Below are 25,411 nucleotides of genomic sequence, written 5' to 3'. Positions count from 1 at the left end.
CATGGCCGACTTCACCGCCGAGGACGCGGAGCGCGCGTTCCTGGAGGCGTACAACATGCCCACGGGCATGCCGAAGCACGAGGCGCTGGAACGGGCCGCGCGCATGTCCGACGCGCTCGGGCACCTGCCGCTCGGCGTCTCGTGCCGCACGGCGCTGATCGACTCGGCGTACTACCTGTCGCGCTACGACCTGATGCTCGCGCCGTTCGCATGGGTGCGGGCCGCCGAGGAGAAGGACCCCGAGGCGTTCAACGAGTACGAGGTCCACTCGCTGAACTGGGCGCACAAGTGGATCGCGACCGGGCTGCGCCGCGACCCGAAGTTCTCGCTGGAACAGCTGCAGGCCGTGATCGGCCAGCTCGCGGACCGCTACGGCAAGCTCGGTTTCTCGGTGCAGCCGGTGCACGGCGCCCGCGCCGAGTACGCCTACCACGTCGGTGACATGACGGGCCTCGCCGAGCAGCTCGGGCGTTACCTCGCAACGGAACGCGGGCCGATGGCGGACTGCGAGGCCTGCGTGATCGAGGAGCAGGTCTGGATGCTGGCGCGCCTCGGCCGCCACCAGGAGGCCGCCGCGCACGGCTGGGAGGGCCTGTCCGGCGACTCCGGCTGCGCCACCCAGCCGCAGGGCATCCTGTCCGCGCTGCTGTGGCCGTTGCTGGAAATCGGCGAGCTCGAGAAGGCCGCGCACGCGCACACCACGGCGTACCGGTTGATCAAGGACGACGAGATCACCTCGTACGTGCACGAGCACATCCGGTTCTGCGCGCTGACGGGCAACCTCGCGCGCGGCGAGGACATCCTGCGCCGCTCGCTGCACAAGGTGACGGGCGTGCAGCTGCCGGCCGACGAGATGTCGTTCGCGGAGTGCGCTTCCGTGCTGTTGCAGCGCCTTCCGGCCGACACCGTGTTCGAGGTCCCCGCGGTCGGTTCGCGGACGGCCGCCGAGCTCCTCGACCGGCTGTCGAAGCGGGCTCTGCAGCTCGCCAAGCAGTTCGACGAGCGCAACGGCACGCCGGCGTGGCTCGAGCGGATCACGAAGTCGCTGGAGCAGAAGGACTACCCGGCGGTGGAGCTCGCCGTGCCGGCCGCGCCGGTCACCGCTCCCGCCGAGGAGTCCGTCGTGTTCGGCGACCCGGTGGAGATCGCCGAGTCGATGGTGACGCTGTACGAGCAGGGCGACTTCGTGAAGGCGCGGCGGATGCTCGACTCGCTGCCCGCGGACATGGACTCGTTGCTGCCGCCCGGCCTCGCCGCGCACGCGGGCATCCGGCGGATGACGACCGGGCTCGTGCCGTTCGACCCGGCGGCGTTCGACGAGCTGCTGACGGCGCTGCCCGCCGACCTCGCGCTGCGCTACCAGGCGCGGCTCGCGATGGGGCTCCCGGACGGCCAGGCGCTCGCCGAGCGGTGCCTGGCCGAGGCGGCGACGGACTACACGCGAACGGTTGCGGCACTGTCGCTGGCCGAGCTGTACGACGACGCGCACGCGCACGAGCAGGCGAACGAGATGATCGCGCTGGCGTCCTCTTTGGACGTTCCGGAGCTGCGCGGCCGGGTCGCGGTCGAGACGGCCGAGCACAAGGCGCGGCAGCAGGACCTCGAAGGCGCGTACGCGGACGTCCTGGCGGTCATGGCGGGCGACATCCCGTTGAACGCCCGGTTCGAGGGCTTCCGGCTGCGGTTGCGGCTGGAGACGTTGCTGCGCAAGGTTCCCGAGGCGGTGGCGACGGCACGGGAGTTCGTGGCGGCGTTCCCGCTGCCGGAATCCGCGGAGGCGCGCTGGTACCAGGTCGCGGCGATCCAGGAACTGGACCAGGAAGGGGCCTGCCTGGGCGATCTGCGCGAGGCCGTGGCGATCTCCCGCGTGCACCTCTCCCCCGGCCACACCGCGCACTTCTGCTTCGCGCTGAGCGGCGGCTACGTGCAGACGGACCGGTTCGTCGAGGCAGCCGAGGTCCTGGAGGAGTCGTTGCGGCTGCTGCAGGAAGGCCAGGAGGACCTGCGGCTGCAGGTGGTGTTCCGGCTCGGCCAGGTGTGCCGCAAGCTGGGTGAGCTCCCGGCGGCCGAGCGGTACCTGCGCGAGGCGGCCGAACTGCTGCCGCCCGAGGAGACGGGGCGCCGGGCGTTCCTGCTCGACGCGCTCGCTTCCGTGCAGGGCCAGTTGGACAAGCACGACGAGGCCATCGCGTCCTGGCGCGCCGGTGCCGCGTTGTGGCAGCAGGAGGGCAACCTCTCGGAGGCGATCGGCTCGCTGGTCGAGCTGGCGTCGAGCCTGCCCGACGACGAGATCACCGAGACCAGGGCCGCCGTGGACGACGCCGAGGCGTTGCTGCCGTCGCTGGACGAACCGGCGGAGATCACCCGGCGCCAGGCCGAGATCGCCGCCATCCGCGCGTGGGTGCACGGCCAGGCCGGTGAGTTCGCGCTGGCGATGAAGCAGTACCGCGACGCCGAGGCACTGGTGGTGTCGCTGGGCGACGAGGGCTGGCGGGTGTTCGTCGTGCTGAAGGCGGCGCACGTGCTGCTCATCGCCGACGACGCGGCGGGAGCGGAAGCCGAGGCACGCCGGGCGGCATCGCTGCTGCCCGACGACAACCAGGCCGGGAACGTGCTCTCGATGTTGTCGGAGGCGTTGCGGCGCCAGAACAAGCCGTCCGGCACCGATCCGCTGGTGCGCGAGCTGACCGCTCGGCTGGACTAGTTGATGAGGGGAGCTTTCATAAACCTCAGGTTTATGAAAGTTCCCCTCATCAACAAGACAATGCCTTCTCGTAGGCGACCTCGAACGCCTTCTCGGCGGGCACCTCGATGTGCGGGACCACTCCGACGCCCTCCCAGTTGGTGCCGGAGATCGGGTTGACGGCGCGGCCGTTGGGAACCGCGGACTTGAGGTGCGGGCCGACCCGGTAGCGGTCGCCGGGGTGGGCGCCGCCCCTGGTGGTCTCGCCGATGAGGGTGGCGCGCTCGTTCTGCTGGAGGTTGTAGCTCAGTTCCTCCCCACCGGAGAACGTGCGGGCGCTGGTGAGGACGTAGACGGGCTTCGTGCCGCCGAACTTCGGGCCCGGCACGTGCGGCAGCGTCCAGAACTGGTGGGTGGAGTCTTCAGGACGGTTGTAGATGTCGTTGAGGTGCACGGGTTCGTCGAACAGGTAGCTGCAGATCAACGCGACCGTGTGCGGGTCGCCACCGCGGTTCTCACGCAGGTCGAGGATCAACGCGTTCGTGTGCGCGACGAGGTTCATCGCGGCGACGTAGGCCGGCGTGGCGATCTCGGCGTCGTGCAGCAGGCGGATCTCGAGCAGGCCGACGTTGCCTTCGAGCCGCTCGATCCGGTGGATGCCGAACGCGTCGAGCTCGGCTTCCTTCTTGTAGGCCACCGGGTCCCAGGCCGACTCCTGGCCGGTCTCGGGGACCTCTTCGGCGCTGTAGAGCAGGCGGAGGTGCTTGTCGCCGTTGACGCTCTGCAGGTCCGCGGTCACCCTGGCCGCGAACTCCTCATCGTCCACATCGGAGTACGCACCCTCGTCGAGACGGGCCCGGACGACCTTCGCGATCTCGTTGGCCGTGTCCGGGAAGACGTAGTAGGAGGCGAGCTGGGAGCACAGGACTTCGATCTCTGGTTCGCGCACGGGGCGCACAGTAGCGGCGCGCCCGGCGTCCGTCAGCTCAATTCCGCTGGTCCCGCGCGGAGGCGTAGAGGCACACCGCGGCGGCCGTCGCGAGGTTCAGGCTCTCGGCGGCGCCGTACAGCGGCACCTTCAGCGAGGTGTCCAGCTTCGCGATGACGTCGTCGGGCAGGCCGTGCGCCTCGCTGCCGAAGACCCACGCGGTGGGCTGCTCGAGTTCGCCGTTCGCCGATGCCTCGACCAGGTCCTGCTTCGCGTAGCCGTCGGCGGCCACGAGCCTCAGCCCGGCCTGGCGGCAGGCGGCGAAGACCTCGTCGGCGTCGCGGGAACGGGCGATCGGCAGGTGGAAGAGCGAGCCGGTGGAGGCGCGCACGCACTTGCCGTTGTGCGGGTCGACCGTGTCGCCCGCGAAGATCACCGCGTCCGCTCCGGCAGCGTCGGCCACGCGCGTGACGGTGCCCGCGTTGCCGGGGTCGGAGACGCCGTGGAGCACGGCGACGAGCCGTGGGGTGCCCTGCAGCGCGGCTTCGAGCGACTGCGGGACCGCGTCGCACACGGCGACGATGCCTTGGGGCGTCACGGTTTCCGACAGCGACTCGGCGGCCTTGACGGTGACCTCGCTGATCCGGATGCCCCGCTCGGAGGCGCTCTGGAGCAGTTCGGTGTTGCGTTCCGCGGCCGGCGCCGTGACGAAGAGTTCGTGCACCTCGCCGCCCTGCCAGGCGAGTGCCTCGCGCACGGCCTGGGCGCCCTCGACGAGGAAGCGACCTGCCTTGTCGCGGCCCTGGCGGCGGGTCAGGTGGCGAGCAGCAACGACCCGAGGTGTCCGTTCGGTGAACGGATCTGCCTCGGGTCGGTTGCTGTCGCGAGGGTGCTGGCTCAGGCCTGGTCCCCGGCAGGAGCGTTCACGTCGGCCGGGAGCGCCTTGCGGGCGATCTCGACGAGCGCCGTGAAGGCGGTGGCGTCGTGGACGGCGAGGTCCGCGAGGATCTTGCGGTCGACCTCGACACCGCCCAGGCGCAGGCCCTGGATGAGGCGGTTGTAGGTCATGCCGTTCGCACGGGAAGCAGCGTTGATGCGCTGGATCCACAGCTTGCGGAAGTCGCCCTTGCGCGCACGGCGGTCGCGGTACGCGTAGTTGAGCGAGTGGAGCACCTGCTCCTTGGCCTTGCGGTACAGCCTCGAGCGCTGGCCGCGGTAACCGCTGGCCAGTTCGAGAACGGTACGACGCTTCTTCTGGGCGTTTACAGCCCGCTTGACGCGTGCCACGGGTACATCCTGTCGATCTCATGGGAACCGGAGTTCGCCGGAATGTTCGGCGCTAACGGTTCCCGAGTTAGCTAAGGGGTGTCGAAGCGGGTCAGAGACCGAGCAGCTTCTTGATGCGCGGGGCGTCGTGGTCCGACACGACCGCGGTGCCGCTCATGCGACGCGTCACCTTGCTGGACTTCTTCTCCAGGATATGGCGCTTGCCGGCCTTCTCCCGGAGGATCTTGCCGCTGCCCGTGACCTTGAAGCGCTTCGAGGTCCCGCTGTGCGTCTTGTTCTTCGGCATTTCCGTCCTCGTCTCGTGCTACCCACCGGGATCGGGGGCGGGCGTGCGTCCTATGCCTCTTCCGAAGCGGTGTCGTCCGCCTCGGTCGCGTCGTCGTCCTGCTTGACCACGCGCGGCTTGATGTTCTTGTGCGGCGCCAACACCATGATCATGTTGCGACCGTCCTGCTTGGGGTTCGACTCGACGAAGCCGAGCTCCGCGACGTCCTCCGCCAGCTTCTGCAGAAGCCTGTACCCGAGTTCGGGGCGCGACTGCTCGCGACCGCGGAACATGATGGTCACCTTGACCTTGTTCCCGTGCGAGAGGAAGCGGGCCACGTGGCCCTTCTTCGTCAGGTAGTCGTGCGGGTCGATCTTCGGGCGGAGCTTCTGCTCCTTGATGACCGTCAGCTGCTGGTTCCGACGCGACTCGCGAGCCTTCTGCGCGGTCTCGTACTTGAACTTGCCGTAGTCCATGAGCTTGCAGACCGGCGGGCGAGCCTGAGCGGCGACCTCGACGAGGTCGAGATCCGCTTCCTGCGCGAGTCGGAGCGCGTCCTCGATGCGAACGATCCCGACCTGCTCACCATTCGGCCCGACCAGACGAACTTCCGGCACCCGGATGCGGTCGTTGATGCGCGGCTCGGTGCTGACGGGTGCACCGCGGTTCGAGGGACTTGTCATTCACGTCCTTTGAGACTCGGTTGCGCCAAAAACAAGAGCCCCGTCACCGTCTCCCGGTGAAGGGGCCCGCTTCCGACCGATCGCACCTCAGAACAACCAGCACCCGTGTGCCTGTCGCCTGGAGGACCGGACCCGGCCACCTCAAGAAGCGGTGAACGCGGGTGGGAGCGGGGCTCCACTTGCCGCTCTCGCACTAACGAGAGCTGGTCGCGTCCGAAATACTAGCAGACGCTCTTGTCAACCCCCGCATCGCGGGCCTGTGACGCAGGCCCTCCCCGGCGGCTTGCTTGAATGGGGCGTGACCGATCCGCTTGAAGACAGCATCCGTGACCTGGGCGATGTCCCCAGCATCGAGGTGATCAGCCGGGCCGCGGTGATGCTGCTGTCCGCCGCCGCGGAGCGCCTGGGCCTCGCCGACCCGGACCCCGACAACTCCCCGCGCCGCGACCTCGACGAGGCCCGCCGCCTGATCACCGGCCTCGCCGGCCTGGTCACGGCGACCTCCGAGTACCTCGGCCCGCACGCCGCCCCGCTGAAGGACGGCCTGCAGTCGGTGCAGCGCGCGTTCCGCGAGGCCTCGGCCGTGCCCGACGAGCCCGGCCAGGGCCCCGGCGAGAAGTTCACCGGTCCCGTCTACTGATCCGCTCGCACGACGACCGGCTCCCACGGCTCCGCCCTGACCTGGAAGACCGCACTGGACCGTTGTCCGGTGGCGGCCCGGAAGGTGATGGCGGAGCCGTTGTGGAGCGGCCCGAGCTCGAGGTGCTCGGCGGGCGGTTCGTCGTACTGCGAGAGCCCGAGCACCCGTGATCCCGGCACCACCGACACGGTGAGCTGCTCGATGACGGCGGGCCCGCCGAAGTAGCTGAGCCGAAACTCGTCCGGCGCGCCGGGCGTGATCGCGAACGTCGGCATGCCCCGCTTGCTGCGCTCGACCGCGATGAGCTCGGTGATCTCGTTGATCTGCGCCGTCGCCTGCTGCGCGGTGAACTGCGCTTCGTCCGCCAGCATCCGGGACGCCGCGGCCTCTTCGGCGGCCTTCCCCACGGCCTCCTCGGCCTTCATCGCCGCCTTCTTGGCCTCCTCGGTGGCGTTCTTGGCCTGGAACGCACTGGCCGTGGCCTGCTCAACGGCCTTGCGCGCGGCCTGCGCCTCCTCCTGGGCCCTGCCCGCGGCGTTCTGCGCCTCCTGCGCGGCCGTCTGCGCGTGCTTTGCCTCGCGCGCCTGCCACAGTGCGACGGCCATGGCGCACATCGCCACCACCGCGGCGATCACAGCGATCGCGATCATGCCTTCACCCCCACCGAGGCCAGCTGACGCCGCGCCAGCTCGTCGATCACGTCCGTGTCCCCCGTCCGCCACGCCACGGCCGGGTCACCGTCGAACTTGCTCAACTGCCGGGGGCTGAGGCTTGTGAGCGCTCTCAGGGCCAGCAGGTCGGGCATGCCGCGCAGCCGTGCGGTGTTCGCCGCCTTGCGCGCGTACCGCAGGCGGACCGGCAGCCAGGTGATGAGCAGGAACAGGACCGGGATGACAACGATGGCGGTGGCAAGCCAGAAAGCACTGTCCTGGACCACGCTGATCTGCGCGTTGCCCGCGCTGGTCAGGGTTTCGCCGGCCTTGGTGCCGTTGCCCAGCGCACCCGCCAGGTCCTCGCCCACGAAGGGCACACCCCTGGCTTTGGCTGCCGCGTTGGTGAAGACGTCGCGGATGTCGCCGCCCGCGTTGACCAGGCCGTCTCCCGGGGCCCTGAGTTCCAGGACCCAGTCGTGGACGGTGGTGGCCACCCAGATCCAGAGCCCGACCCAGCCGACAGCGAGGAGGTCGGCCACCAACTGACGCGTGAACCTCGCCGGTCTGTCCGCGTACCACTTCATGGTGCGGATCGTGCCATGCGAGGCGTGCACGTCCCAGGGAGCGGGTGCCGCTCGCTCCCTCAGCACGGCCCGTCCTTCAGCGGTGCCACCACAACGTGGGCGCTCCTCGGTGAGCCGCTCCCCGGCGCTGAGCCGGCAGCACGGCAACGGCCCCGGCGGATCGCTCCGCCGGGGCCGCTTCCACACCGACGATCAGTCGACGACGGCCAGCGCGTCGATCTCCACGAGCAGACCGGCCGGGAGTCCTACGTAGACGGTCGTGCGGGCGGGTGCCGGGTCGGTGACGAACTCGCCGTAGACCTCGTTCAGCTCCGCGAAGTGCGCGGTGTCGGTGAGGTAGACGCGGATCATCACGACGTCGTCGATGGACGCGCCACCGGCGGCGAGGACGGCGTGCAGGTTCGCGAACGTCTGGCGCGTCTGCTCGGCGACGGTGGTGCCGACGATCTCGCCCGACTTCGGGTCGAACGCGACCTGTCCGGCCACCTGCAGGATGTTGCCCTTGCGCACACCCTGCGAGAAGCGGGCCACCGGCTGCGGAGCGTCAGCGGTCTTGATCTCAACCTTGGACAACGTAATTCCCCTTATCTTGGAACATAACCGCATTCGACTGATGCAGCTTCGGCGGTGGCGAGCAGGTCCGGCAGGTGCGAGAGCAGGCCGTCGTAGTCGAGCAGCACCTTCGGCACCGACATCGACACGGCCGCGAGCACCTCGCCCCGCGCGCCCTTGATCGGGGCGGCGATGCAGTGGATGAAGTCCTCGTGCTCGGAGTTGTCGACGGCGTAACCCTGGGCGCGCACGCGGTCCAGTTCGGCGAAGTACGCGGCCGGGCCGAGGATGGTGTTCTCGGTCAGGCGCGGGAACTCCATGCCGGACACCACCTTCTGCAGCGTTGGCCCCGGCAGGTCGGCCAGCAGGATCTTCGCCACGGCCGTGCAGTGCAACGGTGCGCGGCGCCCGATGCGCGAGTACATGCGCATCTGGTGCCTGGACTCGTACTTGTCGATGTAGATCACCTCACCGTCCTCGTAGGACGCGAGGTGGACGGTGTGGCCGAGACGGGAGTTGAGGTCGCGCAACGCGGGCTCGGCGGCGCGGCGGACGTCGCGTTCCTCCAGGGCTCGGTTGGCGAGGTCGAACAGCGCCGTGCCGAGGCGGTAGTGGTGCACGCCGTCGCGCTGCACGAAGCGGTGCGACTCGAGCGTGCGCAGCAACCGCAGCGTCGTGGACTTGTGGACGCCGATCACACCGGACAGCTCGTCCAGCGTCTTCGGGCCCGTCGCGAGCTGGCTCACCAGGGTGAGCGCTCTGTCGAGACTCTGGCTCATTCACACCTCCAGGCGGGCGGACGCCCAGGTCTGCGGGTCGGCGTGCAGCAGCGGAACCGTCACGTCGTCCGGCAAAGGATCTCCGACGTCCTCGGCGGTGAGCAAAGCGGTCGCCGCCTGCAGGTGCCCGGCGCGCAGCCGCACCGATGGCGACTCCCCCGCCAAGGTGGCCGCGAGGAAGCCCGCGGCGAACGCGTCGCCCGCGCCGACGGGTTCCACGACCTCGACTTCCAGCGCCGGTTCGAAGTACGACGCACCACCTTCCAGCAGCGTCGCACCGTCCGCCCCCTGCTTGACCACGAGCGACGACGGGCCGGGCAGCAGCTTCCGCAACCGGGCGGGGTCACCCGTGCCCCACACGAGTTCCGCCTCGTCGGAGCCCGCCAGCACGACGTCCGCCATGTCGGCGAGCTCCCGCAGCACGCGCGGGTCGCGCTCGGTCCACAGCGCGGGCCGCCAGTTCAGGTCGAACGAGATCCGGAACCCGTGCCGCGGCCGGCGCAGCAGCTCGCGCATCATCGCGAGGCACGAGTCGGACAGGGCGGCCGTGATCCCGCTGAGGTGCACCAGCCCGACCTCGCCGAGACCGAGCCGGTCGATCATCTCCAGCCCCATGCCCGAGGCCGCCGAGCCGCGCCGGTAGTAGCGCACCGGACTGCCGTGCGGCGAGGCCTCCTTGACGTAGAGGCCGGTCGGGCGCGCCGGGTCGATCCGGACGCGGGACACGTCGACGCCGAAGCCGCCCACCGCGTCGAGCACCGCCAGCCCGAACGAGTCGTCGCCCACAGCGCTGACCCACGACGACCGGACGCCGAGGCGCGTCAGGTGCACGGCGACGTTGGACTCGGCGCCACCGACGGCCCTGTGCCAGGTTCGCACCAGATGCACGGGACCGGGTTCAGCCGGAACCATCATCACCATGGTCTCGCCGAGACACACGACACCGCCGACGTGATCGAACCGCATGCGCGCTCCAGAGGTGTTCGTTGACGGCGGCGAGACCGAATGCTACACAACTCAGCATCACATCGCGCAATGGGAGTTGCAAAATATGCAACAACTGATGGAGATGGACCTCGCAGCCGTCGAGGACATCCGGTCGGAACAGGTCAGCTGGCGCTTCAAGGGCCTGCCGTCGAGCACGTTCGGGTCGACGATCGGTGAAGTCGCCGGCCGGCGCCTCGACCTGTTCGGCGACGAGTTCGTCGGGCCGTTCGTCGTGCTGGACGAGGACGCGCTGGCGCACAACCTGACGACGATGGCGAAGTGGTGCGACAACCACGGCGTCAAGCTGGCGCCGCACGGCAAGACCACGATGGCGCCGCAGCTGTTCCAGCGGCAGATCGAGCACGGCGTCTGGGGCCTCACCGCGGCCAACGCGTCGCAGCTGCGGGTCTACCGGGCGTTCGGGGTGAACCGGATCCTCCTGGCGAACCAGCTGCTCGACCCCGCCGCGCTGCGCTGGCTGGTCCGCGAGCTCGACCGGGACCCCGGCTTCGAGTTCAGCTGCTGGGCCGACTCCGAGGCCGGGGTCGCGCTGATGAGCGAGACGCTGCAGGAGCTCCAGCCGTCACGGCCGGTCGACGTGCTGGTCGAGCTCGGTGCCCCCGGCGGCCGGACGGGCGCGCGCGACCTGGAGACGGCGCTGGGCGTCGCGCGGGCGGTGGCCCAGAGCCCGGTGCTGCGACTGGTGGGCGCCGGCGGTTACGAGGGCGCGCTCGCGCACGACGCGTCCGAGTCGTCGCAGTCCATCGTGGACCGCTACCTGACCGACCTGCGCGCGCTCGTGCTGCGCCTGGCCGACGCCGGACTGCTCGACGAGCTGGACACGGTGATCGTCACCGCGGGCGGCAGCGCGTACTTCGACCAGGTCGCGACGACGCTGTCGCAGCCGTGGCCGATGCCGGTGACACCGGTGCTGCGCAGCGGTGCGTACATCACGCACGACGACGGCTTCTACCGCGGCATCTCGCCGTTCGCGCGGATCGGCGGCGTGGAGCCGTTCCGCCCGGCCCTGCGGGCCTGGGCCCAGGTGACGTCACGGCCGCAGCGCGACCTGGCGTTGCTGACGATCGGCAAGCGCGACGCGTCGTTCGACGAGGGCCTGCCGGAACCTCAGCTCGTCCGCCGCGGCGACGGCGCGATCGCCCCGCTGACGGGGGCGAGGATCACCGCGCTGAACGACCAGCACGCGTTCCTCCAGTTGGGCCCCGAGGCCACGGTCCGCGTCGGCGACTGGATCGGTCTCGGCCTGTCGCACCCCTGCACGGTGTTCGACAAGTGGCAGCTGATCCCGGTCGTGCAGGGCACGACCGTGGTCGACCTGATCCGCACCTACTTCTAGAAGGAGTGCACCGATGGACGACGTCGTCCTGCGCGGACCACTGATCGCCGACGGCACCGGCGCACCCGCCTACCAGGCGGATGTGGGGATCAAGGACGGCGTCATCTCGTCCATCGGGAACGGGGTGAGCGCCACGCGGTCGATCGACGCGGACGGGCTGGTGCTCGCGCCGGGGTTCATCGACATGCACTCGCACTCGGACCTGCGGGTCCTCGCCGAGCCCGACCACCTGGCGAAGGTCTCGCAGGGCGTCACGACCGAGGTGCTCGGCCAGGACGGCCTGTCGTACGCGCCGGTGGACGACGAGGTGCTCGCGACGTTGCGCGGCCAGCTCGCCGGGTGGAACGACGACCCGCCGGGCTTCGACTGGAACTGGCGTTCGGTCGGCGAGTACCTCGACCGGCTCGACCAGGGCATCGCGGTGAACGCCGCGTACCTCGTGCCGCAGGGAACGCTGCGGATGCTCGTCGTCGGCTGGGACGACCGGCCGCCGACCGAGTCCGAAATGGACACGATGAGGTCCGTTCTCGCGCAGTCGCTCGCCGAGGGCGCGATGGGCATGTCGTCCGGGCTCACCTACACGCCGGGCATGTACGCGGACACGTCCGAGCTCGTACGGCTCTGCGAGGTGGTCGGGCAGCACAACGGCTTCTACAGCCCGCACCACCGCAGCTACGGCGCCGGCGCGTTGGAGGCCTACGCCGAGATGGTGGACGTCTCGAAGCGCTCGGGCTGCGCGCTGCACCTCGCGCACGCGACGATGAACTTCCCGGTCAACAAGGGCAAGGCACCGGAACTGCTGGCGTTGCTGGACGACGCCATGGCGAACGGTGCCGACATCTCGCTCGACACCTACCCGTACCTGCCGGGCGCGACCTATCTGAGTGCGCTGCTGCCTTCGTGGGCCACCGAAGGCGGGCCGGAGAGGGCGCTGGCGAGGTTGTCCGATGTGGACACCCGCGAGCGCATCCGGGCCGAGATCGAGGAGACCGGGTCGGACGGCTGCCACGGCGTGCCGGTCGACTGGGACTCCATCGAGATCAACGGCGTCCGCAACGAGCGCAACGCGCACCTCGTCGGCTCCAGCGTGCTCCGGTCGGCGACCCGGCTGGGACGCGCGCCGGGCGAGCTGTACTTCGACGTGTTGGTCGACGAGCGGATGGGTACCTCGTGCCTCATGCACGTGGGGCACGAGGAGAACGTGCAGGCGATCATGAAGCATCCGGCGCACACCGGCGGCAGCGACGGGCTGCTGGTCGGCGACCGGCCACATCCGCGCGCGTGGGGCACGTTCCCCCGGTACTTCGCGCGCTACGTCCGCGAACTGGGCGTGCTGAGCCTGGAGGAGTGCGTCGAGCACCTCACCGGCCGCGCGGCCAAGCGTTTGCGGCTCACCGACCGAGGTCTGGTCCGCGAGGGCTACGCGGCCGACCTGGTGCTGTTCGACCCCACGACGATCGCCGACACGGCGACGTTCGACGAGCCGCGACAGCAGGCCGCCGGCATCCCGTACGTGTTCTGCAACGGGGTGACGGTGATCGACGACGGAACCGCCACCGGCTCATTGCCAGGCCATTCACTCAGGAGCCGCCCGTGATCGACTGGTTGCAACACTCAACAGGGGGCTTGCTCACCCTCGCGGTAGTCAGCATCGCGGTGCTGCTGCTACTGATCATCAAGTTCAAGGTCGAGCCGTTCATCGCGCTGATCGTCGTGGCGCTGCTGGTCGCCCTCCTGGCCGGCGTGCCGGTGGAGCAACTGGTCGGGTCGGCGCAGAAGGCCTCGGACTCGTTGCTGGAGAAGGGCTTCGGCTCGATCCTCGGGCACATCGCCGCGATCATCGGTCTCGGCACGCTGCTGGGCGCGATCCTCGAGGCGTCCGGTGGCGCGCAGGTCCTGATGGACAAGCTGATGAACGCGTTCGGCGAGAAGAAGGCACCGGTCGCGATCGGTCTCGCGGGCCTGATCTTCGGTGTGCCGGTCTTCTTCGACATCGGCATCTTCGTGCTCGCACCGCTCGTCTACGTGGCGGCCAAGCGCAGCGGCAAGTCGATCGTGCTGTTCAGCATGCCTTTGCTGGCAGGCCTTTCGGTCATGCACGCGTTCATGCCACCGCACCCGGGACCAGTGGCGGCGGCCGGTCTGCTGGGCGTGTCGCTCGGCTGGATCATCATCATGGGTCTCGCCGTGGCACTGCCGTCGTGGTTCGTCGGCGGTGTCCTGTACTCGTACTGGATCGGCAAGCGCATCAACGTGCCGGTGCCGGAGGAGATGCTGGCGGCGGCCGAGGCGGCGCGTGAGGACAACGGCGGCCGCGAACCGCCGTCGCTCGGCCTGGTGCTCTCGATCATCGGCCTGCCCCTGGTGCTGATCCTCGCCGGCACGTTCGGCTCGATCCTGCTGACCAAGGGCACGCGCCTGTACTCGGTGGCGACGTTCTTCGGCACGCCCGCGGTGGCGTTGACGATCTCGGTGCTGCTCGCGTTCTGGCTGCTGGGTTTCCGGCGCGGCATGACGCGGGAGAAGGTCGCGGAACTGTCCGCCGCCTCGCTGAAGCCGGTCGCGATGATCCTGCTCGTGGTCGGTGCCGGTGGCTTCTTCGGCGCCGTGCTGGCCGCGACGGGCATCGGCAAGACGCTGGCGACCGAACTGTCCGGCATCGGCCTGCCGGTGATCGCACTGGCGTACGTGATCAGCTGCGTCATCCGCATCGCGCAGGGTTCGGCGACGGTCGCGATCGTGACGACCGCGGGCATCGTGGCACCGGTGCTGGCGGACCTGGACTACTCGCAGCCGCAGCTCGCGCTGGTCGTCATGGCCATCGCGTCCGGTTCGATCATCGCCTCGCACGTCAACGACGGCGGGTTCTGGATCGTGTCGCGGTACTTCGGGCTGTCGGTGAAGGAGACGCTGCAGTCGTGGACGGTCCTCGAGACCATCCTCTCGGTGGTCGGTTTCGTGGTCGCCGCGGTGCTCAGTCTGGTCGTCTGATCAGACAGAACTCAACATTCCCCAACGCTTGACAACACCCCGCCTGCATCTGAGGATCGGCGCAATGTTCATTTGTGTTTGATGTGGACGGGGCCCGCATGAGCAACACGGAGGTCGTGCACCTGCACGACGACACCTCCAGCGTCGTCATCACCCTCGCGGGCGCGAGCCTGCCGGTCGTGACGCACTGGGGGCGAACGCTCGGAGACGTCGACCAGGCCGCACTGCTGGGCCTGGTCGGCGCCGTTTCGTGGACCAACCCGAACAACGCGCCGGACGAGCCGGTCCCGCTCGCGCTGCTGCCCGACGCCGGTGCCGGGTACGTCGGCCGTCCCGGCCTGCGCGGCCACCGCGGCGGCGAGCACTTCGCGCCCGCGCTGGCGGTGACGTCGTTCTCCGGCGAGGACGGCTCGATCTTCCGCTACGTCGCCTCCGACGAGGCCGCGGAGCTGACCGTGACCGGCACCGTCGAGCTGCTGCCGTCCGGCATGCTCCGGCTGCGCCACGTCGTCCGCAACGACGGTGAGACGCCGTATTCGCTGGAGGGCCTGGAAACCGCGCTCCCCGTCTCCTCGCACGCCACCGAACTGCTCGACTTCACCGGGCGCTGGGCTCGTGAGCGCGCACCGCAGCGGCAGGCGTTCAGCTACGGCTCCTGGGTGCGGGAGAACCGCCGCGGCCGCACCGGGCACGACGCGACCATCGGGTTGCTGGCCGGCACGCCGGGGTTCTCGTTCCGCGACGGCGAGGTGTGGGCGCTGCACGTGGCGTGGAGCGGCAACCACGTGACGTACGCGGAGAACCTGGTCGACGGCTTGCCCGTCCTGGGCGGCGGCGAACTGCTGCTGCCGGGCGAGATCACGCTGGCGCCGGGCGAGGAGTACGAGTCGCCGTGGCTCTACGCCGCCTATTCGTCCACGGGCATCGACGGCATCAGCGCCGCGTTCCACCAGCAGCTGCGGGAGCGTTCGCTGCGTCCCCGCCCGGTCGTGCTCAACACGTGGGAGGCCGTCTACTTCGACCACGACCTCGCGCGGCTGACCTCGCTGGCCGACACGGCCGCGGCGATGGGCGTCGAGCGGTTCGTGCTGGACGACGGCTGGTTCCGGCACCGCCGCGACGACTCCGCCGGACTCGGTGACTGGTACGTCGACGAGACGGTGTGGCCCGACGGGCTGACGCCGTTGATCAAGCACGTCCGCGCGCTCGGCATGGAGTTCGGGCTGTGGTTCGAGCCCGAGATGGTCAACACCGACTCCGACCTCCACCGCGCCCACCCGGACTGGGTGCTCGGCCCGCGTCCCGGCGTGCTGCCGCCGCCGTCGCGCAACCAGCAGGTGCTGAACATCGCGCACCCGGAGGCGTACGCGTACATCCTCGACCGCGTCTCCTCGGTGTTGTCGGACAACGACATCGCGTTCGTGAAGTGGGACCACAACCGCGACCTGATCGGTTCGCGCGTGCACGACCAGACGGCCGCGTTCTACCGGTTGCTGGACGAGCTGCGGCTGCGGCACCCGCACGTGGAGATCGAGAGCTGCTCGTCCGGTGGCGGGCGGATCGACCTCGGCGTGCTCTCGCGCACCGACCGGGTGTGGACGTCGGACTGCAACGACGCCCTGGAACGCCAGCTGATCCAGCGGTGGACCGGTGTGTTCCTGCCGCCGGAGCTGATGGGCGCGCACGTCGGCCCCACGAAATCGCACACGACCGGGCGCGTGCACGACCTGTCGTTCCGGGTGGCCACGGCGATGTTCGGGCACTTCGGGATCGAGTGGGACATCAACTCGGCCACGGACGAGGAACGGGCCGGGCTGCAGGCCGCGATCGAGTACTACAAGGACGTGCGGTCGTTGGTGCACACCGGTGTCACCGTGCACTCCGACCACCCGGACCCCGCCGCCTGGGTGCACGGCATCGTCGCCCCCGACCGGTCCGAGGCCCTGTTCGGGTACGTGCAGCTCGCGACCTCGGTGCAGAACAAGCCGCGCCGGGTGCGGTTGCCTGGACTCGACCCCGCGCGGACGTACCGGCTGTCGTTCGACGCTCCTGCCGGGCGACCCAGGCTGACCCAGAGGCTTCCCGCGGACTGGAAGTCCGTGGAGCTGCCCGGTTCCGTGCTGTCGGAGGTCGGCGTCCAGCTGCCGGTGCTCGAACCGGAGCAGGCACTGCTGTTGCGCCTCAAGTAGGCAGAAGGCCCCGGCGGAGTGCCGCTTCCCGCCGGGGCCTTCCTCTCCCCTCTTACCGGCCGGCGCGACTTCCGTCGGCCTTGGTGGCCCACCACTTCCCGCCAACGCCCTGCCCGTTGGCATCACCGCAGACCTCGTCCCCTGCGAACAGGTACTGCGGCCACCCCGCGATGGTGAGCTGTTTCTTCCCGTCCCGCTCGATCGTCCCCACGAGCGAGGCGTCCACGCCCTGCACCTGGAAGCCCTCGCTGACGAAGGCGGGCGGCCACTGCACCGCGCAGTCGCCGGAGCAGTTGCTCACCGGCGGTTCCGCGGTGTCGTCGTCGAACCGGTAGAGCGTCATGCCGTCGGAGTCGGTGGCGACGACGCCGAGGTCCCCGACGGTCGCGCTGGTCAGCGCGATCGCCTTGTTCTGCTGGGCTTTCTTGCCATCGGTGGCGGTGGCGAACCACTTCGGCACCGTGACACCCTTGGCCTCACCGGGCTTGCCGTCGTTCTTGAACGTGTACTGCGGCCAGTTCGCGACGGTCAGCTGCTTCTTGCCGTCCGCGCGAGTGACCGTGCCGAGCAGCTTCGGGTCGACGCCCTTCACCCGAGGCGTACCGCCCTCCACGATCACCGGCGGCCAGCTCTCCGCGCAGCCACCGTCGCAAGTGGACGCCGACGGCTGGGCCGTGTCGCCGTCGAACCGGTAGAGCGTGAGGCCAGCGTTGTTGGTCAGCACCGCGCCGAGGCCCGCGACGACACCCGTTCGTGCCGCGAGCTGGGTGCGGGCGCCGTCCGCACCGGTGGCGAACCACTTGCCCTGCAGGCCCTGACCCTTGGTCTCACCGGGTTTGGTGTCCTTGGCGAACCGGTACTGAGGCATGCCGCCGACGGTGATCTGGCGGCTGCCGTCCTTGCGGACGAGGGAACCGACCAGGCCCTGGTCGACGCCGTTCACCGAGAAGTCCTCGCCGGGCACCGTGGCGGGAGGCCAGGCCGCGGCACACTGACCGTCGCAAGTGGACTGACCGGGCTTGTCGCCGTCGAACCGGTAGAGGGTGAAGCCCTTGTCGTCGGTGATGACGGAGCCGAGGTCCACGATCTCCGCGGTCTTCAACGCCACCGCGCCCTCTTGCTGCTGCTGTGCCACCGGCTTGCTCTCCGGCGTCCCCGCGCAGGCGGTCAGCGAGATCAACCCCAGCGCGACGACCGCCACACCCCTGCGGATCATCCTGAACCTCCTGGCTAGTGCCTCCGACGCTCATCACACGCAGAGAAGGCCAGAACGGTTCAAACTGATTCTCAGAACATCGCGCGCTTCAACGCGGGCACGGCGCTCGCGGTCCTGAGCACGGTCCTGAAGATCGTCCGTGCGACCGGCCCACCGTCGGCGAACTGACGGGCGGCCTTGAGCGAGTCACGCACGGCCGCGAAGCCGTAGTCGTACATCTCCTTCTCGTACCTGGCGATGGCGTCACCGCCTTCGGCGATGCACCGCGCGAGCAGTTGCGCGTCCCTGAGCGCGATGTTCGCCCCGATGCCCCTCATCGGCGTCATCGCGTGGACGGCGTCGCCGAGCAACGTGACGTTCGTCGGCTGCCAGCGTTCGATCGGCCTGGACGACCGGATGCGCCACTCGCTGATCGTCTCGGGCGGTGAGGTCGCGACGATCCGGGTCAGTTCGGGGCTCCACCGGGCGATCCTGGCGAGCACCTCGCGTTGCAGGTCCTGTCCATCGTGGACGGTCAGGTCCGCGGCCGCGTAGGCCCACATCAGGTAGGGACGCACGTTGTCGAACAACAGATCGTCGTCGTCGGTGACGCCGAGCCCGTCGTGCGAGGCCAGGAACATGCCGGCCCGGGACGTCGGGATGACCGTGTTGGCCCTGTCGACCAGCTCCCGCGGCACCCAGTCGTTGTCGTCGAGGAACAGCTTGCCCGCGATCGCAGTGACGCCGATCTTCTCCGTGCCCGCGTGCGGCAGGTACTGCGCGCGCACCCGCGACCGGATGCCGTCCGCGCCGACCAGCACGTCGCACGACTCAGCCGTGCCGTCCTCGAAGTACAGCTTGATGTCGTCGCCCTGCTCGTAGCGCTCGAAGCGCTTGCCGAACTGCACGTCCAGCCCGTCGAGCAGCACCTGCCGGAGCGTGATCCGGCTGGCCGAGTAGTGCCTTTCCTCGTCCGGGTCGAGCACCAGCAGGGGCTTGAGATGCTCGGTCAGGAACCCGAAGCCGTTGCCGTCCGTCCCAGCGCTCCGCTCGAACCTCTCCCAGCTGACTGCGGGTAAGCACTCTCTCAAGGCAGCGGCACCGTGCGGGTTGATGTGCACCCGGTACCCCTGCAGGCGGTCCGTGCGCGAGAGGTCGCGCTCGTACACCGCCACGTCCACGCCGGCCGTGCGCAACCCGTGCGCCAGGCACAGCCCGCCGATTCCCCCGCCTACCACTGCGATTCTCATGCCGCCGAGTTTCAACCGCTTGGTTGATTAAGTCAACTCGTTGGTTGAAAACAGCCCGTCGGCTACCGTGTCGCCGTGGATCAACGCCGCTCTCCCGCCGCCTCGGAACGCAAGCGCGACCCCGAACGCACGCGGGCACTGCTGCTGGAAGCGGCCGCGGCGGAGTTCGGTGCGAAGGGGTACGCGGCCACGCGCACGACGGACATCGCGGCGCGGGCGGGCGTGAACAAGCAGCTGATCTCGTACTACTTCGGCGGCAAGGAAGGCCTTTACAAGGAGCTCGCCACGAGCTGGCACTCCTCCGCCGCCGAGCTCGCGGGCCGGCAGCAGGCGCTGGACGAGGTGGTGTCGGGGTTCGTCATGACCACGCTCACCGACCACGGCCGCATGTGGGCGTGGGCGAACCTGGCAGGCGACAGCCCGCCGACCGACGAGGAGTTCTTCCGCGGCCAGGTGGAGGGGATGCGGGCCCGTCAGGCCGCCGGCGAACTCCCCGCCGGGATCGAACCCGCGTTCCTGCTGCTGGCCCTGATGGCAGCGGCCTCAGCGCCGTTGACGCTGCGGCAGACCGCCGGGCAGATCACCGGCGAGGACCCGGCCACGCCCGAGTTCGCCGCGAAGTACGCGGAGCAGCTGGGGTTGCTGGTGCGGCACCTGTCCGGCCGCGCCTGAGATCAGGACTCGCGGCTCGCGGCTTTCGCTTCGAGGAACTGCTTCAGGCCCTTGAACCCGCCACGCATCATGATGTCGTGGTTGCCGCGGAAGAACGGCTTGGCGATGAGCACCAGGCGCCGCAGCAACGCCTTGTTGACCACGACCTCCTGGTCGAACACGAGGTCGGTGCCGCCGTCGCGGCCAATGATCTCCCAGCTCGCATAGCCTTCGAGATCACCCGACAGCGTGGCCCGCAGCAGACCCGCCTGCTGGTTGCGAATGCTGTGCTTGACCTGCACGACCAGGTCGAACGGCAGGAACGACCGGCACCTGAGCTCGCCGGTCTCGTCGTCGATCTTCGTGGCTCTCCGGACCTCGTGCCACCACAGCGGGTAGTTCGCGATGTCGGACAGCACCTCGTACACATCAGCCGGGGACGCGTCGACGTGCCACACGCTGCGGAAGCGATAGCGGTTCAGTGACACGGCCGCCATCATCCCGGATAGCTCGTCCGAGTGACAGCTCCTGGGCACATCTCACAGGAGACCGGTAATTCCTCACCGGCTGTACTACGGCTCTAGTGAGACTCCACCGCCTCACTAGGCCGCCCGGGTTCACTTAGTCGACCAGCTGAGGAAGCCGTTCCAGGGTCCGCAACCAACCGACAGCCGCGACGCGGCGGAGTGCCAGCTCCGACGAGTCGAGCACCTCAACGAGGCTGAAGGGGTACGCAGTGGGCTCGCCGCGCGACGCCTGAAGAGCGCGCTCGCGGTGGGCCAGCGCATCGAGTGGGATCATCACCCTGCTGCCGACACCTCCTCATTTTCGAGCACCTGCAGCAAGAACTGCCCCGTGTAGCTCTTCTCGACCTGCGAGACCTGCTCGGGCGTGCCCTCTGCTACGACCATACCGCCGCCGGAGCCCCCTTCGGGACCCATGTCGACGATCCAGTCGGACGTCTTGATGACGTCGAGGTTGTGCTCGATGACGATGACGCTGTTGCCCTTGTCCACCAGGCCGTTGATCACGCCCAGCAGCTTGCGGATGTCCTCGAAGTGCAGGCCCGTCGTGGGCTCGTCGAGGATGTAGACCGTTTTGCCCGTCGACCGCTTCTGCAGCTCCGACGCGAGCTTCACGCGCTGCGCCTCACCACCGGACAGCGTCGGCGCCGGCTGGCCCAGCCGCACGTAGCCGAGACCCACGTCCACCAGCGTGCGCAGGTGGCGGTGGATGGCGTTGATCGGCTCGAAGAACGTGGCCGCTTCCTCGATCGGCATGTCGAGGACTTCGGAGATCGTCTTGCCCTTGTAGTGCACTTCCAGCGTCTCGCGGTTGTACCGCGCGCCCTTGCAGACCTCGCAGGGGACGTAGACGTCCGGGAGGAAGTTCATCTCGATCTTGATCGTGCCGTCGCCCGCGCACGCCTCGCAGCGGCCGCCCTTGACGTTGAACGAGAAGCGGCCCGGCTGGTAGCCGCGGACCTTCGCCTCCGTGGTCGCCGCGAACAGCTTGCGGACGTGGTCGAACACACCGGTGTAGGTGGCCGGGTTCGACCGCGGCGTGCGGCCGATCGGCGACTGGTCGACCCGCACCAGCTTGTCGACCTCGTTCAGGCCGTTGATGCGGGTGTGGCGGCCCGGCACCTGGCGCGCGCCGTTGAGCTTGTTCGCGAGCACCGTGGCCAGGATGTCGTTGACCAGCGTCGACTTGCCCGAGCCGGACACGCCCGTCACCGCGGTGAGGGTGCCGAGGGGGAACGACACGTCGATGCCGCGCAGGTTGTGCTCGCGCGCGCCGACGACCGTGAGCTGGCGCTTCTTGTCGATCTTGCGGCGCTTCGCGGGCATCGGGATCGACTTGCGGCCCGACAGGTACGCGCCGGTCATCGACTCCTTGTTCGTGAGCAGCTTCTTGTACGGGCCGCTGTGCACGACCTTGCCGCCGTGCTCACCGGCGCCGGGGCCGATGTCGACCACCCAGTCCGACGCGCGGATCGTGTCCTCGTCGTGCTCGACGACGATCAGCGTGTTGCCGAGGTCGCGCAGCCTCGTCAGCGTCTCGATCAGGCGGTGGTTGTCGCGCTGGTGCAGGCCGATCGACGGCTCGTCCAGCACGTACAGCACGCCGACGAGGCCGGAACCGATCTGCGTGGCGAGCCGGATGCGCTGCGCCTCGCCGCCGGACAGGGTGCCGGACGCGCGGTCGAGCGAGAGGTAGTCGAGGCCGACGTCGAGCAGGAAGTGCAGGCGGGCCTGGATCTCCTTGAGCACCGCGCCCGCGATCATCGACTCGCGCTTGCCGAGCTTGAGGCCGTCGAGGAAGTCGGAGCACTCCGCGACGCTCATCGCGCAGACCTCGGCGATGGACCTGTCGCCCTTCTTGCCGTGGTGCAGCGTGACGGCGAGGATCTCGGGCTTGAGCCGGGTACCGGCACACGCGGGGCACGGGACCTCGCGCATGTAGCCCTCGTACTTCTCCCGCATGTAGTCGGACTCGGTCTGCTCCTGACGCCGTTCGAGGAACGGGATCACGCCTTCGTAGTTGGCGTAGTAGGAGCGCTCACGGCCGTAGCGGTTCTTGTAGCGGACGTGCACCTGCTCGTCGATGCCGTGCAGGATCGCTTTCTGCGCCTTGGCCGGCAGGTGCCGCCACTGCGTGTCCATGCGGTAGCCGATGGTCTCGCCGAGCGACTGCAGCAGCCGGGTGAAGTACTCCGCCGTCTGCCCGCCGGCCCACGGCGCGATCGCACCCTCTTCGAGGGTCAGCTCGTCGTCCGTGACCACGAGCTCCGGGTCGACCTCCTTGCGCACGCCGATGCCCGTGCAGACCACGCACGCGCCGTACGGCGAGTTGAAGGAGAACGACCGCGGCTCCAGGTCCTCGATCGCGAGCGGGTGGCCGTTCGGGCACGCCAGGTTCTCGGAGAAGCCCCTGATCCGCTTCGGGTCCGTCTCCGGGAGGTCGACGAACTCGAGCTCGACCAGGCCGTCCGCGAGCCGCAGCGCCGTCTCCACCGAGTCGGTGAGGCGCTGCTTGGACGAGGACTTGACGCTCAGGCGGTCGATGACGACCGCGATGTGGTGCTTCTCCTGCTTCTTGAGCTTGGGCACCTCGGCGAGCGCGTAGACGACACCGTCGACCTTCGCGCGCGAGTAGCCCTGCGTCTGCAGGTTCTGGAACAGGTCGACGTACTCGCCCTTGCGGCCGCGGATGACCGGCGCGAGCACCTGGAACTTGATGCCCTGCTCCATCGCGAGCACCTGGTCGACGATCTCCTGCGGCGTCTGCTTGCCGATCGCCTCGCCGCACTGCGGGCAGTGCGGCTTGCCGGCGCGGGCGTACAGCAGGCGCAGGTAGTCGTAGACCTCGGTGATCGTGCCCACGGTCGAGCGCGGGTTGCGGCTCGTGGACTTCTGGTCGATCGAGACCGCGGGCGAGAGGCCCTCGATGAAGTCGACGTCGGGCTTGTCCATCTGCCCGAGGAACTGGCGCGCGTAGGCCGAGAGCGACTCGACGTAGCGGCGCTGCCCCTCGGCGAAGATCGTGTCGAAAGCCAGGCTCGACTTGCCGGAGCCGGACAGCCCCGTGAAGACGATCAGGCTGTCCCGCGGCAGGTCGATATCCACGCCGCGCAGGTTGTGCTCGCGGGCGCCGCGAACAACAAGACGGTCTGCCACTGGGGTCCCTTCGGCTGCGATTGGCGGGTCACTCACGCCACACTCTCCCGAACAAGCGTTCGAAGAGTACTAGCATCGGTTCGGAGGCTGCGACCGACCCGCCGACCATGCTAGGGCTGACCCCTGACAGAAACGGTTCCGACGGCTATCGCATTCCCCTGAGCTGCCTTTACTCATAGTCTGGTCACTTCGATCAGAGCCTCAACGTCGGGGAGAGGCAGCACATGACCTACACGCCGTCCACGCAGCACACGTCCGTACCTGCACCGCGAGGGGTGCCAGACCGGCACATCACCGCGGTGCGCGAGGCGACGGACGTGCTGTACGAGGTCGTCGAGGAGCTGGACGAGGCCGCGATGCGCGGTCAGAGCCTGCTGCCCGGCTGGACCCGCGGACACGTCATCACCCACCTCGCGCGCAACGCCGACGCGCTGGTGAACCTGCTCACATGGGCGAAGACCGGGGTCGAGCACCAGGCCTACGCGTCGCGTGCGGATCGCGACGCCGACATCGAAGAGGGTTCCCACCGGCTTGTGCAGGTAATCCGTGCCGACCTGGACTCCGCCTGCCAGCGGTTCGACGCCGCGTGCCGCGAGTTCCCCGCGCACGCCTGGCGTTCGGAGGTCACCGCGCCCAAGGGCCAGACGATCCCGGCATCCACTGTGCCGTTGTTCCGCCTGCGCGAGATCTGGATCCACCTGATCGACCTGGACGCGGGCGTGGGGTTCGCCGACCTGCCCGCCGACTTCGTCGAGGAGTTCCTCGACGACGCGGTGAAGCAGTTCGAGGGCAGGGTCGACCCGTTCGGCATCGAGGTGACCCTGCCCGACGGCAGTCAGCGCAGCTGGGCGCTCAACGGCCCGGCGAGCCGCAGCTCGGTGAGCGGGTCCGCCAGCGCCGTCCTGGGGTGGCTGACCGGCAGGACCGACGGTTCCGACCTGCGCGGAGAGCTGCCGGACCTGCCCGACTGGATCTGAGTGAGCAGCTTGTAGGCGGGGCGTTCGACGAACTTCGTCATCGCCCAGCCGAGCACCAGCGCCGAGGTGACGAAGCCGGCGAGGAGCCACCAGGACCGCAGCCCAGCGGCGTGCATGCGGTCCATCACCACGGTGCCGATCTGCTGGTGCACGAGGTAGACCCCGTACGAGATGCCCGCGAGCCACGTAACGGGCCGCGCGATCGGGCTGAAGAACAGCCAGTCCGGCCCTGCGGCCGCCGCACAGACCATGAGCAGCAGCACCGCGAAGCCGAGCGTTGATCCGTACTCCGTCGTGTGCACCGCCTGCGCGACCAGCGTGGCCGTCAGGAGCGCGACGAGGTGCGGCGTCTTCACCCTGTCCTTGTGCCACAGCCAGATCGCGATCCCGGCCGCGAACAACTGCGCCCTGTGCAGCGCGAAGCCGTTGTAGACCACGAACAGCGTGTGCGAGTGGTCCAACAACGGCCTGAGCAGCAACGGCGTGACGATGAGCACCCACAGGAAGACCTGGAGCCGGGTGCCTCTCAGGAACTTCACGAGCACGGCACCGGCGACGAACGCGGCGATCTGCACCGGCACCGTCCAGTAGGCGAAGTCGACGATGTCGACGTCCGGCATCCACTGGTTGATCAGCAACAGGTTGTAGACGACGTCCCTGCCGTCGAGCTGACTCCACCCCTCCGGCGCGATCCACCTCTGCACCGCGAACGTGAGCAGCACCGCCGCCACGTACGCGGGCAGCAGTCTGGCGAGTCTTCTCCACAGGAACCGTCCCGGCTTGCCGCTGTGGAGCGACACGCAGGCGAAGAAGGCCGAGACGACCATCAACGTGCTGGCGCCCATCGACATCGGGAAGGTGAACGGCAACGGCCCGAGATCGGGGTGGCTGCTGACGCTCGTGAGCGTGGCGTGGTGGAGCAGCACGCACCCGATGGCGACGACGCGGAGGACGTCCCAGCTGACCCTGCGGGCCGTCCGGGGCTTCTGCCGTTGCTCTGGAATCACGAGAGGCGGGGACCTGTTCGTTGGTGCTTTCGGGGTAAGCGGCGACTAGGTGTTGACCTTTACTTACCCTATG

The 25,411-nt window shown here is 69.1% G+C and carries 23 protein-coding genes and 1 pseudogene; 8 read left to right on the top strand and 16 right to left on the bottom strand.

The window, feature by feature from the left end; genetic code table 11:
- Position 1: 1 nt before the first annotated feature.
- Positions 2–2,704: a tetratricopeptide repeat protein gene (locus LX88_RS14155; RefSeq protein ID WP_258948202.1), complete on the top strand. Its 2,703-nt coding sequence runs from the start codon at positions 2–4 to the stop codon at positions 2,702–2,704.
- 49 nt (positions 2,705–2,753) lie between these two features.
- Here the strand turns inward: LX88_RS14155 and LX88_RS14150 are convergent, their stop codons facing one another.
- From LX88_RS14150 to infC, 5 genes are all read right to left on the bottom strand, one after another.
- Positions 2,754–3,632 (bottom strand): S41 family peptidase, encoded by an 879-nt coding sequence (locus tag LX88_RS14150; protein WP_258948201.1) that lies wholly within the window; start codon positions 3,630–3,632, stop codon positions 2,754–2,756.
- A gap of 37 nt (positions 3,633–3,669) precedes the next feature.
- Positions 3,670–4,512 (bottom strand): TrmH family RNA methyltransferase, encoded by an 843-nt coding sequence (locus LX88_RS14145; RefSeq protein WP_090068041.1) that lies wholly within the window; start codon positions 4,510–4,512, stop codon positions 3,670–3,672.
- Positions 4,509–4,898: a 50S ribosomal protein L20 gene (gene rplT, locus LX88_RS14140; RefSeq protein WP_090067920.1), complete on the bottom strand. Its 390-nt coding sequence runs from the start codon at positions 4,896–4,898 to the stop codon at positions 4,509–4,511. Before rplT ends, LX88_RS14145 begins: the two co-directional genes overlap by 4 nt.
- A 91-nt stretch (positions 4,899–4,989) precedes the next feature.
- Positions 4,990–5,184, bottom strand: a complete 195-nt coding sequence (gene rpmI, locus LX88_RS14135) for a 50S ribosomal protein L35 (protein WP_258948200.1) — start codon at positions 5,182–5,184, stop codon at positions 4,990–4,992.
- Positions 5,185–5,234: 50 nt separating this feature from the next.
- Positions 5,235–5,846: a translation initiation factor IF-3 gene (gene infC / locus LX88_RS14130; protein WP_258948199.1), complete on the bottom strand. Its 612-nt coding sequence runs from the start codon at positions 5,844–5,846 to the stop codon at positions 5,235–5,237.
- Between the two features lie 298 nt (positions 5,847–6,144).
- Between infC and LX88_RS14125 the strand changes: the two genes are divergently transcribed.
- A complete protein-coding gene (locus LX88_RS14125) occupies positions 6,145–6,486 on the top strand; it encodes a DUF1844 domain-containing protein (protein WP_090067916.1) in 342 nt (113 codons plus the stop codon).
- Here the strand turns inward: LX88_RS14125 and LX88_RS14120 are convergent.
- From LX88_RS14120 to LX88_RS14100, 5 genes are all read right to left on the bottom strand, one after another.
- The gene (locus tag LX88_RS14120; protein WP_258948198.1) at positions 6,480–7,136 is read right to left on the bottom strand and encodes a hypothetical protein; all 657 of its coding nucleotides are present in this window, start codon (positions 7,134–7,136) and stop codon (positions 6,480–6,482) included. The two genes, LX88_RS14125 and LX88_RS14120, sit on opposite strands and share 7 nt — an antisense overlap.
- Positions 7,133–7,789, bottom strand: a complete 657-nt coding sequence (locus tag LX88_RS14115) for a hypothetical protein (RefSeq protein WP_258948197.1) — start codon at positions 7,787–7,789, stop codon at positions 7,133–7,135. Before LX88_RS14115 ends, LX88_RS14120 begins: the two co-directional genes overlap by 4 nt.
- A gap of 126 nt (positions 7,790–7,915) precedes the next feature.
- Entirely contained in the window at positions 7,916–8,296 is a 381-nt protein-coding gene (locus tag LX88_RS14110; RefSeq protein ID WP_030481733.1) for a RidA family protein, read from the bottom strand.
- A gap of 11 nt (positions 8,297–8,307) precedes the next feature.
- On the bottom strand, positions 8,308–9,054 hold the full coding sequence (locus tag LX88_RS14105; protein WP_258948196.1) for an IclR family transcriptional regulator: 747 nt from the start codon (positions 9,052–9,054) through the stop codon (positions 8,308–8,310).
- A complete protein-coding gene (locus LX88_RS14100; RefSeq protein WP_258948195.1) occupies positions 9,055–10,020 on the bottom strand; it encodes a sugar kinase in 966 nt (321 codons plus the stop codon). It abuts the gene before it with no gap.
- An 85-nt stretch (positions 10,021–10,105) separates the two neighbouring features.
- On the opposite strand from LX88_RS14100, the gene LX88_RS14095 reads away from it, so the two are divergent.
- The 4 genes from LX88_RS14095 to LX88_RS14080 all read left to right on the top strand — a co-directional run bounded on the left by LX88_RS14095 (position 10,106) and on the right by LX88_RS14080 (position 16,578).
- Entirely contained in the window at positions 10,106–11,398 is a 1,293-nt protein-coding gene (locus LX88_RS14095; protein WP_258948194.1) for an amino acid deaminase, read from the top strand.
- Between the two features lie 13 nt (positions 11,399–11,411).
- Entirely contained in the window at positions 11,412–12,995 is a 1,584-nt protein-coding gene (locus tag LX88_RS14090) for an N-acyl-D-amino-acid deacylase family protein (RefSeq protein ID WP_258948193.1), read from the top strand.
- Positions 12,992–14,389 carry a GntP family permease gene (locus LX88_RS14085; RefSeq protein ID WP_258948192.1) on the top strand — a complete coding sequence of 466 codons (1,398 nt, stop codon included), beginning with the start codon at positions 12,992–12,994 and terminating at the stop codon, positions 14,387–14,389. Before LX88_RS14090 ends, LX88_RS14085 begins: the two co-directional genes overlap by 4 nt.
- Positions 14,390–14,487: 98 nt before the next feature.
- Positions 14,488–16,578, top strand: coding sequence for an alpha-galactosidase (locus LX88_RS14080; protein ID WP_258948191.1), 2,091 nt, complete (start codon positions 14,488–14,490; stop codon positions 16,576–16,578).
- A gap of 52 nt (positions 16,579–16,630) precedes the next feature.
- Here LX88_RS14080 and LX88_RS14075 read toward each other — a convergent pair whose 3' ends face one another.
- Together LX88_RS14075 and LX88_RS14070 are read right to left on the bottom strand one after the other, a co-directional pair.
- Positions 16,631–17,794 (bottom strand): hypothetical protein, encoded by a 1,164-nt coding sequence (locus tag LX88_RS14075; protein ID WP_258948190.1) that lies wholly within the window; start codon positions 17,792–17,794, stop codon positions 16,631–16,633.
- A gap of 71 nt (positions 17,795–17,865) precedes the next feature.
- Complete coding sequence (locus LX88_RS14070) at positions 17,866–19,023, bottom strand: FAD-dependent oxidoreductase (RefSeq protein WP_258948189.1); 1,158 nt, start codon at positions 19,021–19,023, stop codon at positions 17,866–17,868.
- 75 nt (positions 19,024–19,098) lie between these two features.
- Here LX88_RS14070 and LX88_RS14065 point away from each other — a divergent pair, with 75 nt between their 5' ends.
- A complete protein-coding gene (locus tag LX88_RS14065; protein WP_258948188.1) occupies positions 19,099–19,695 on the top strand; it encodes a TetR/AcrR family transcriptional regulator in 597 nt (198 codons plus the stop codon).
- Between the two features lie 2 nt (positions 19,696–19,697).
- Here LX88_RS14065 and LX88_RS14060 read toward each other — a convergent pair whose 3' ends face one another.
- The 3 genes from LX88_RS14060 to uvrA all read right to left on the bottom strand — a co-directional run bounded on the left by LX88_RS14060 (position 19,698) and on the right by uvrA (position 23,354).
- Positions 19,698–20,162, bottom strand: a complete 465-nt coding sequence (locus tag LX88_RS14060; protein ID WP_258948187.1) for an SRPBCC family protein — start codon at positions 20,160–20,162, stop codon at positions 19,698–19,700.
- Between the two features lie 133 nt (positions 20,163–20,295).
- On the bottom strand, positions 20,296–20,475 hold the full coding sequence (locus LX88_RS14055; protein WP_258948186.1) for a hypothetical protein: 180 nt from the start codon (positions 20,473–20,475) through the stop codon (positions 20,296–20,298).
- On the bottom strand, positions 20,475–23,354 hold the full coding sequence (gene uvrA, locus LX88_RS14050) for an excinuclease ABC subunit UvrA (RefSeq protein WP_090067886.1): 2,880 nt from the start codon (positions 23,352–23,354) through the stop codon (positions 20,475–20,477). Before uvrA ends, LX88_RS14055 begins: the two co-directional genes overlap by 1 nt.
- A gap of 224 nt (positions 23,355–23,578) precedes the next feature.
- On the opposite strand from uvrA, the gene LX88_RS14045 reads away from it, so the two are divergent.
- Positions 23,579–24,331 carry a maleylpyruvate isomerase family mycothiol-dependent enzyme gene (locus LX88_RS14045; protein ID WP_258948185.1) on the top strand — a complete coding sequence of 251 codons (753 nt, stop codon included), beginning with the start codon at positions 23,579–23,581 and terminating at the stop codon, positions 24,329–24,331.
- Between the two features lie 47 nt (positions 24,332–24,378).
- On the opposite strand, the pseudogene LX88_RS14040 reads toward LX88_RS14045, so the two are convergent.
- Positions 24,379–25,338 (bottom strand): annotated as a pseudogene (locus LX88_RS14040) (acyltransferase family protein); the annotation flags it as partial.
- Positions 25,339–25,411: the final 73 nt, after the last annotated feature.

It is taken from the genome of Lentzea californiensis (assembly GCF_024648825.1).
GTDB classification, from domain to species: domain Bacteria; phylum Actinomycetota; class Actinomycetes; order Mycobacteriales; family Pseudonocardiaceae; genus Lentzea; species Lentzea californiensis.
The sequence above is the reverse complement of the archived record's forward strand: the minus strand, read 5'-3'. Positions and strand labels throughout refer to the sequence as shown.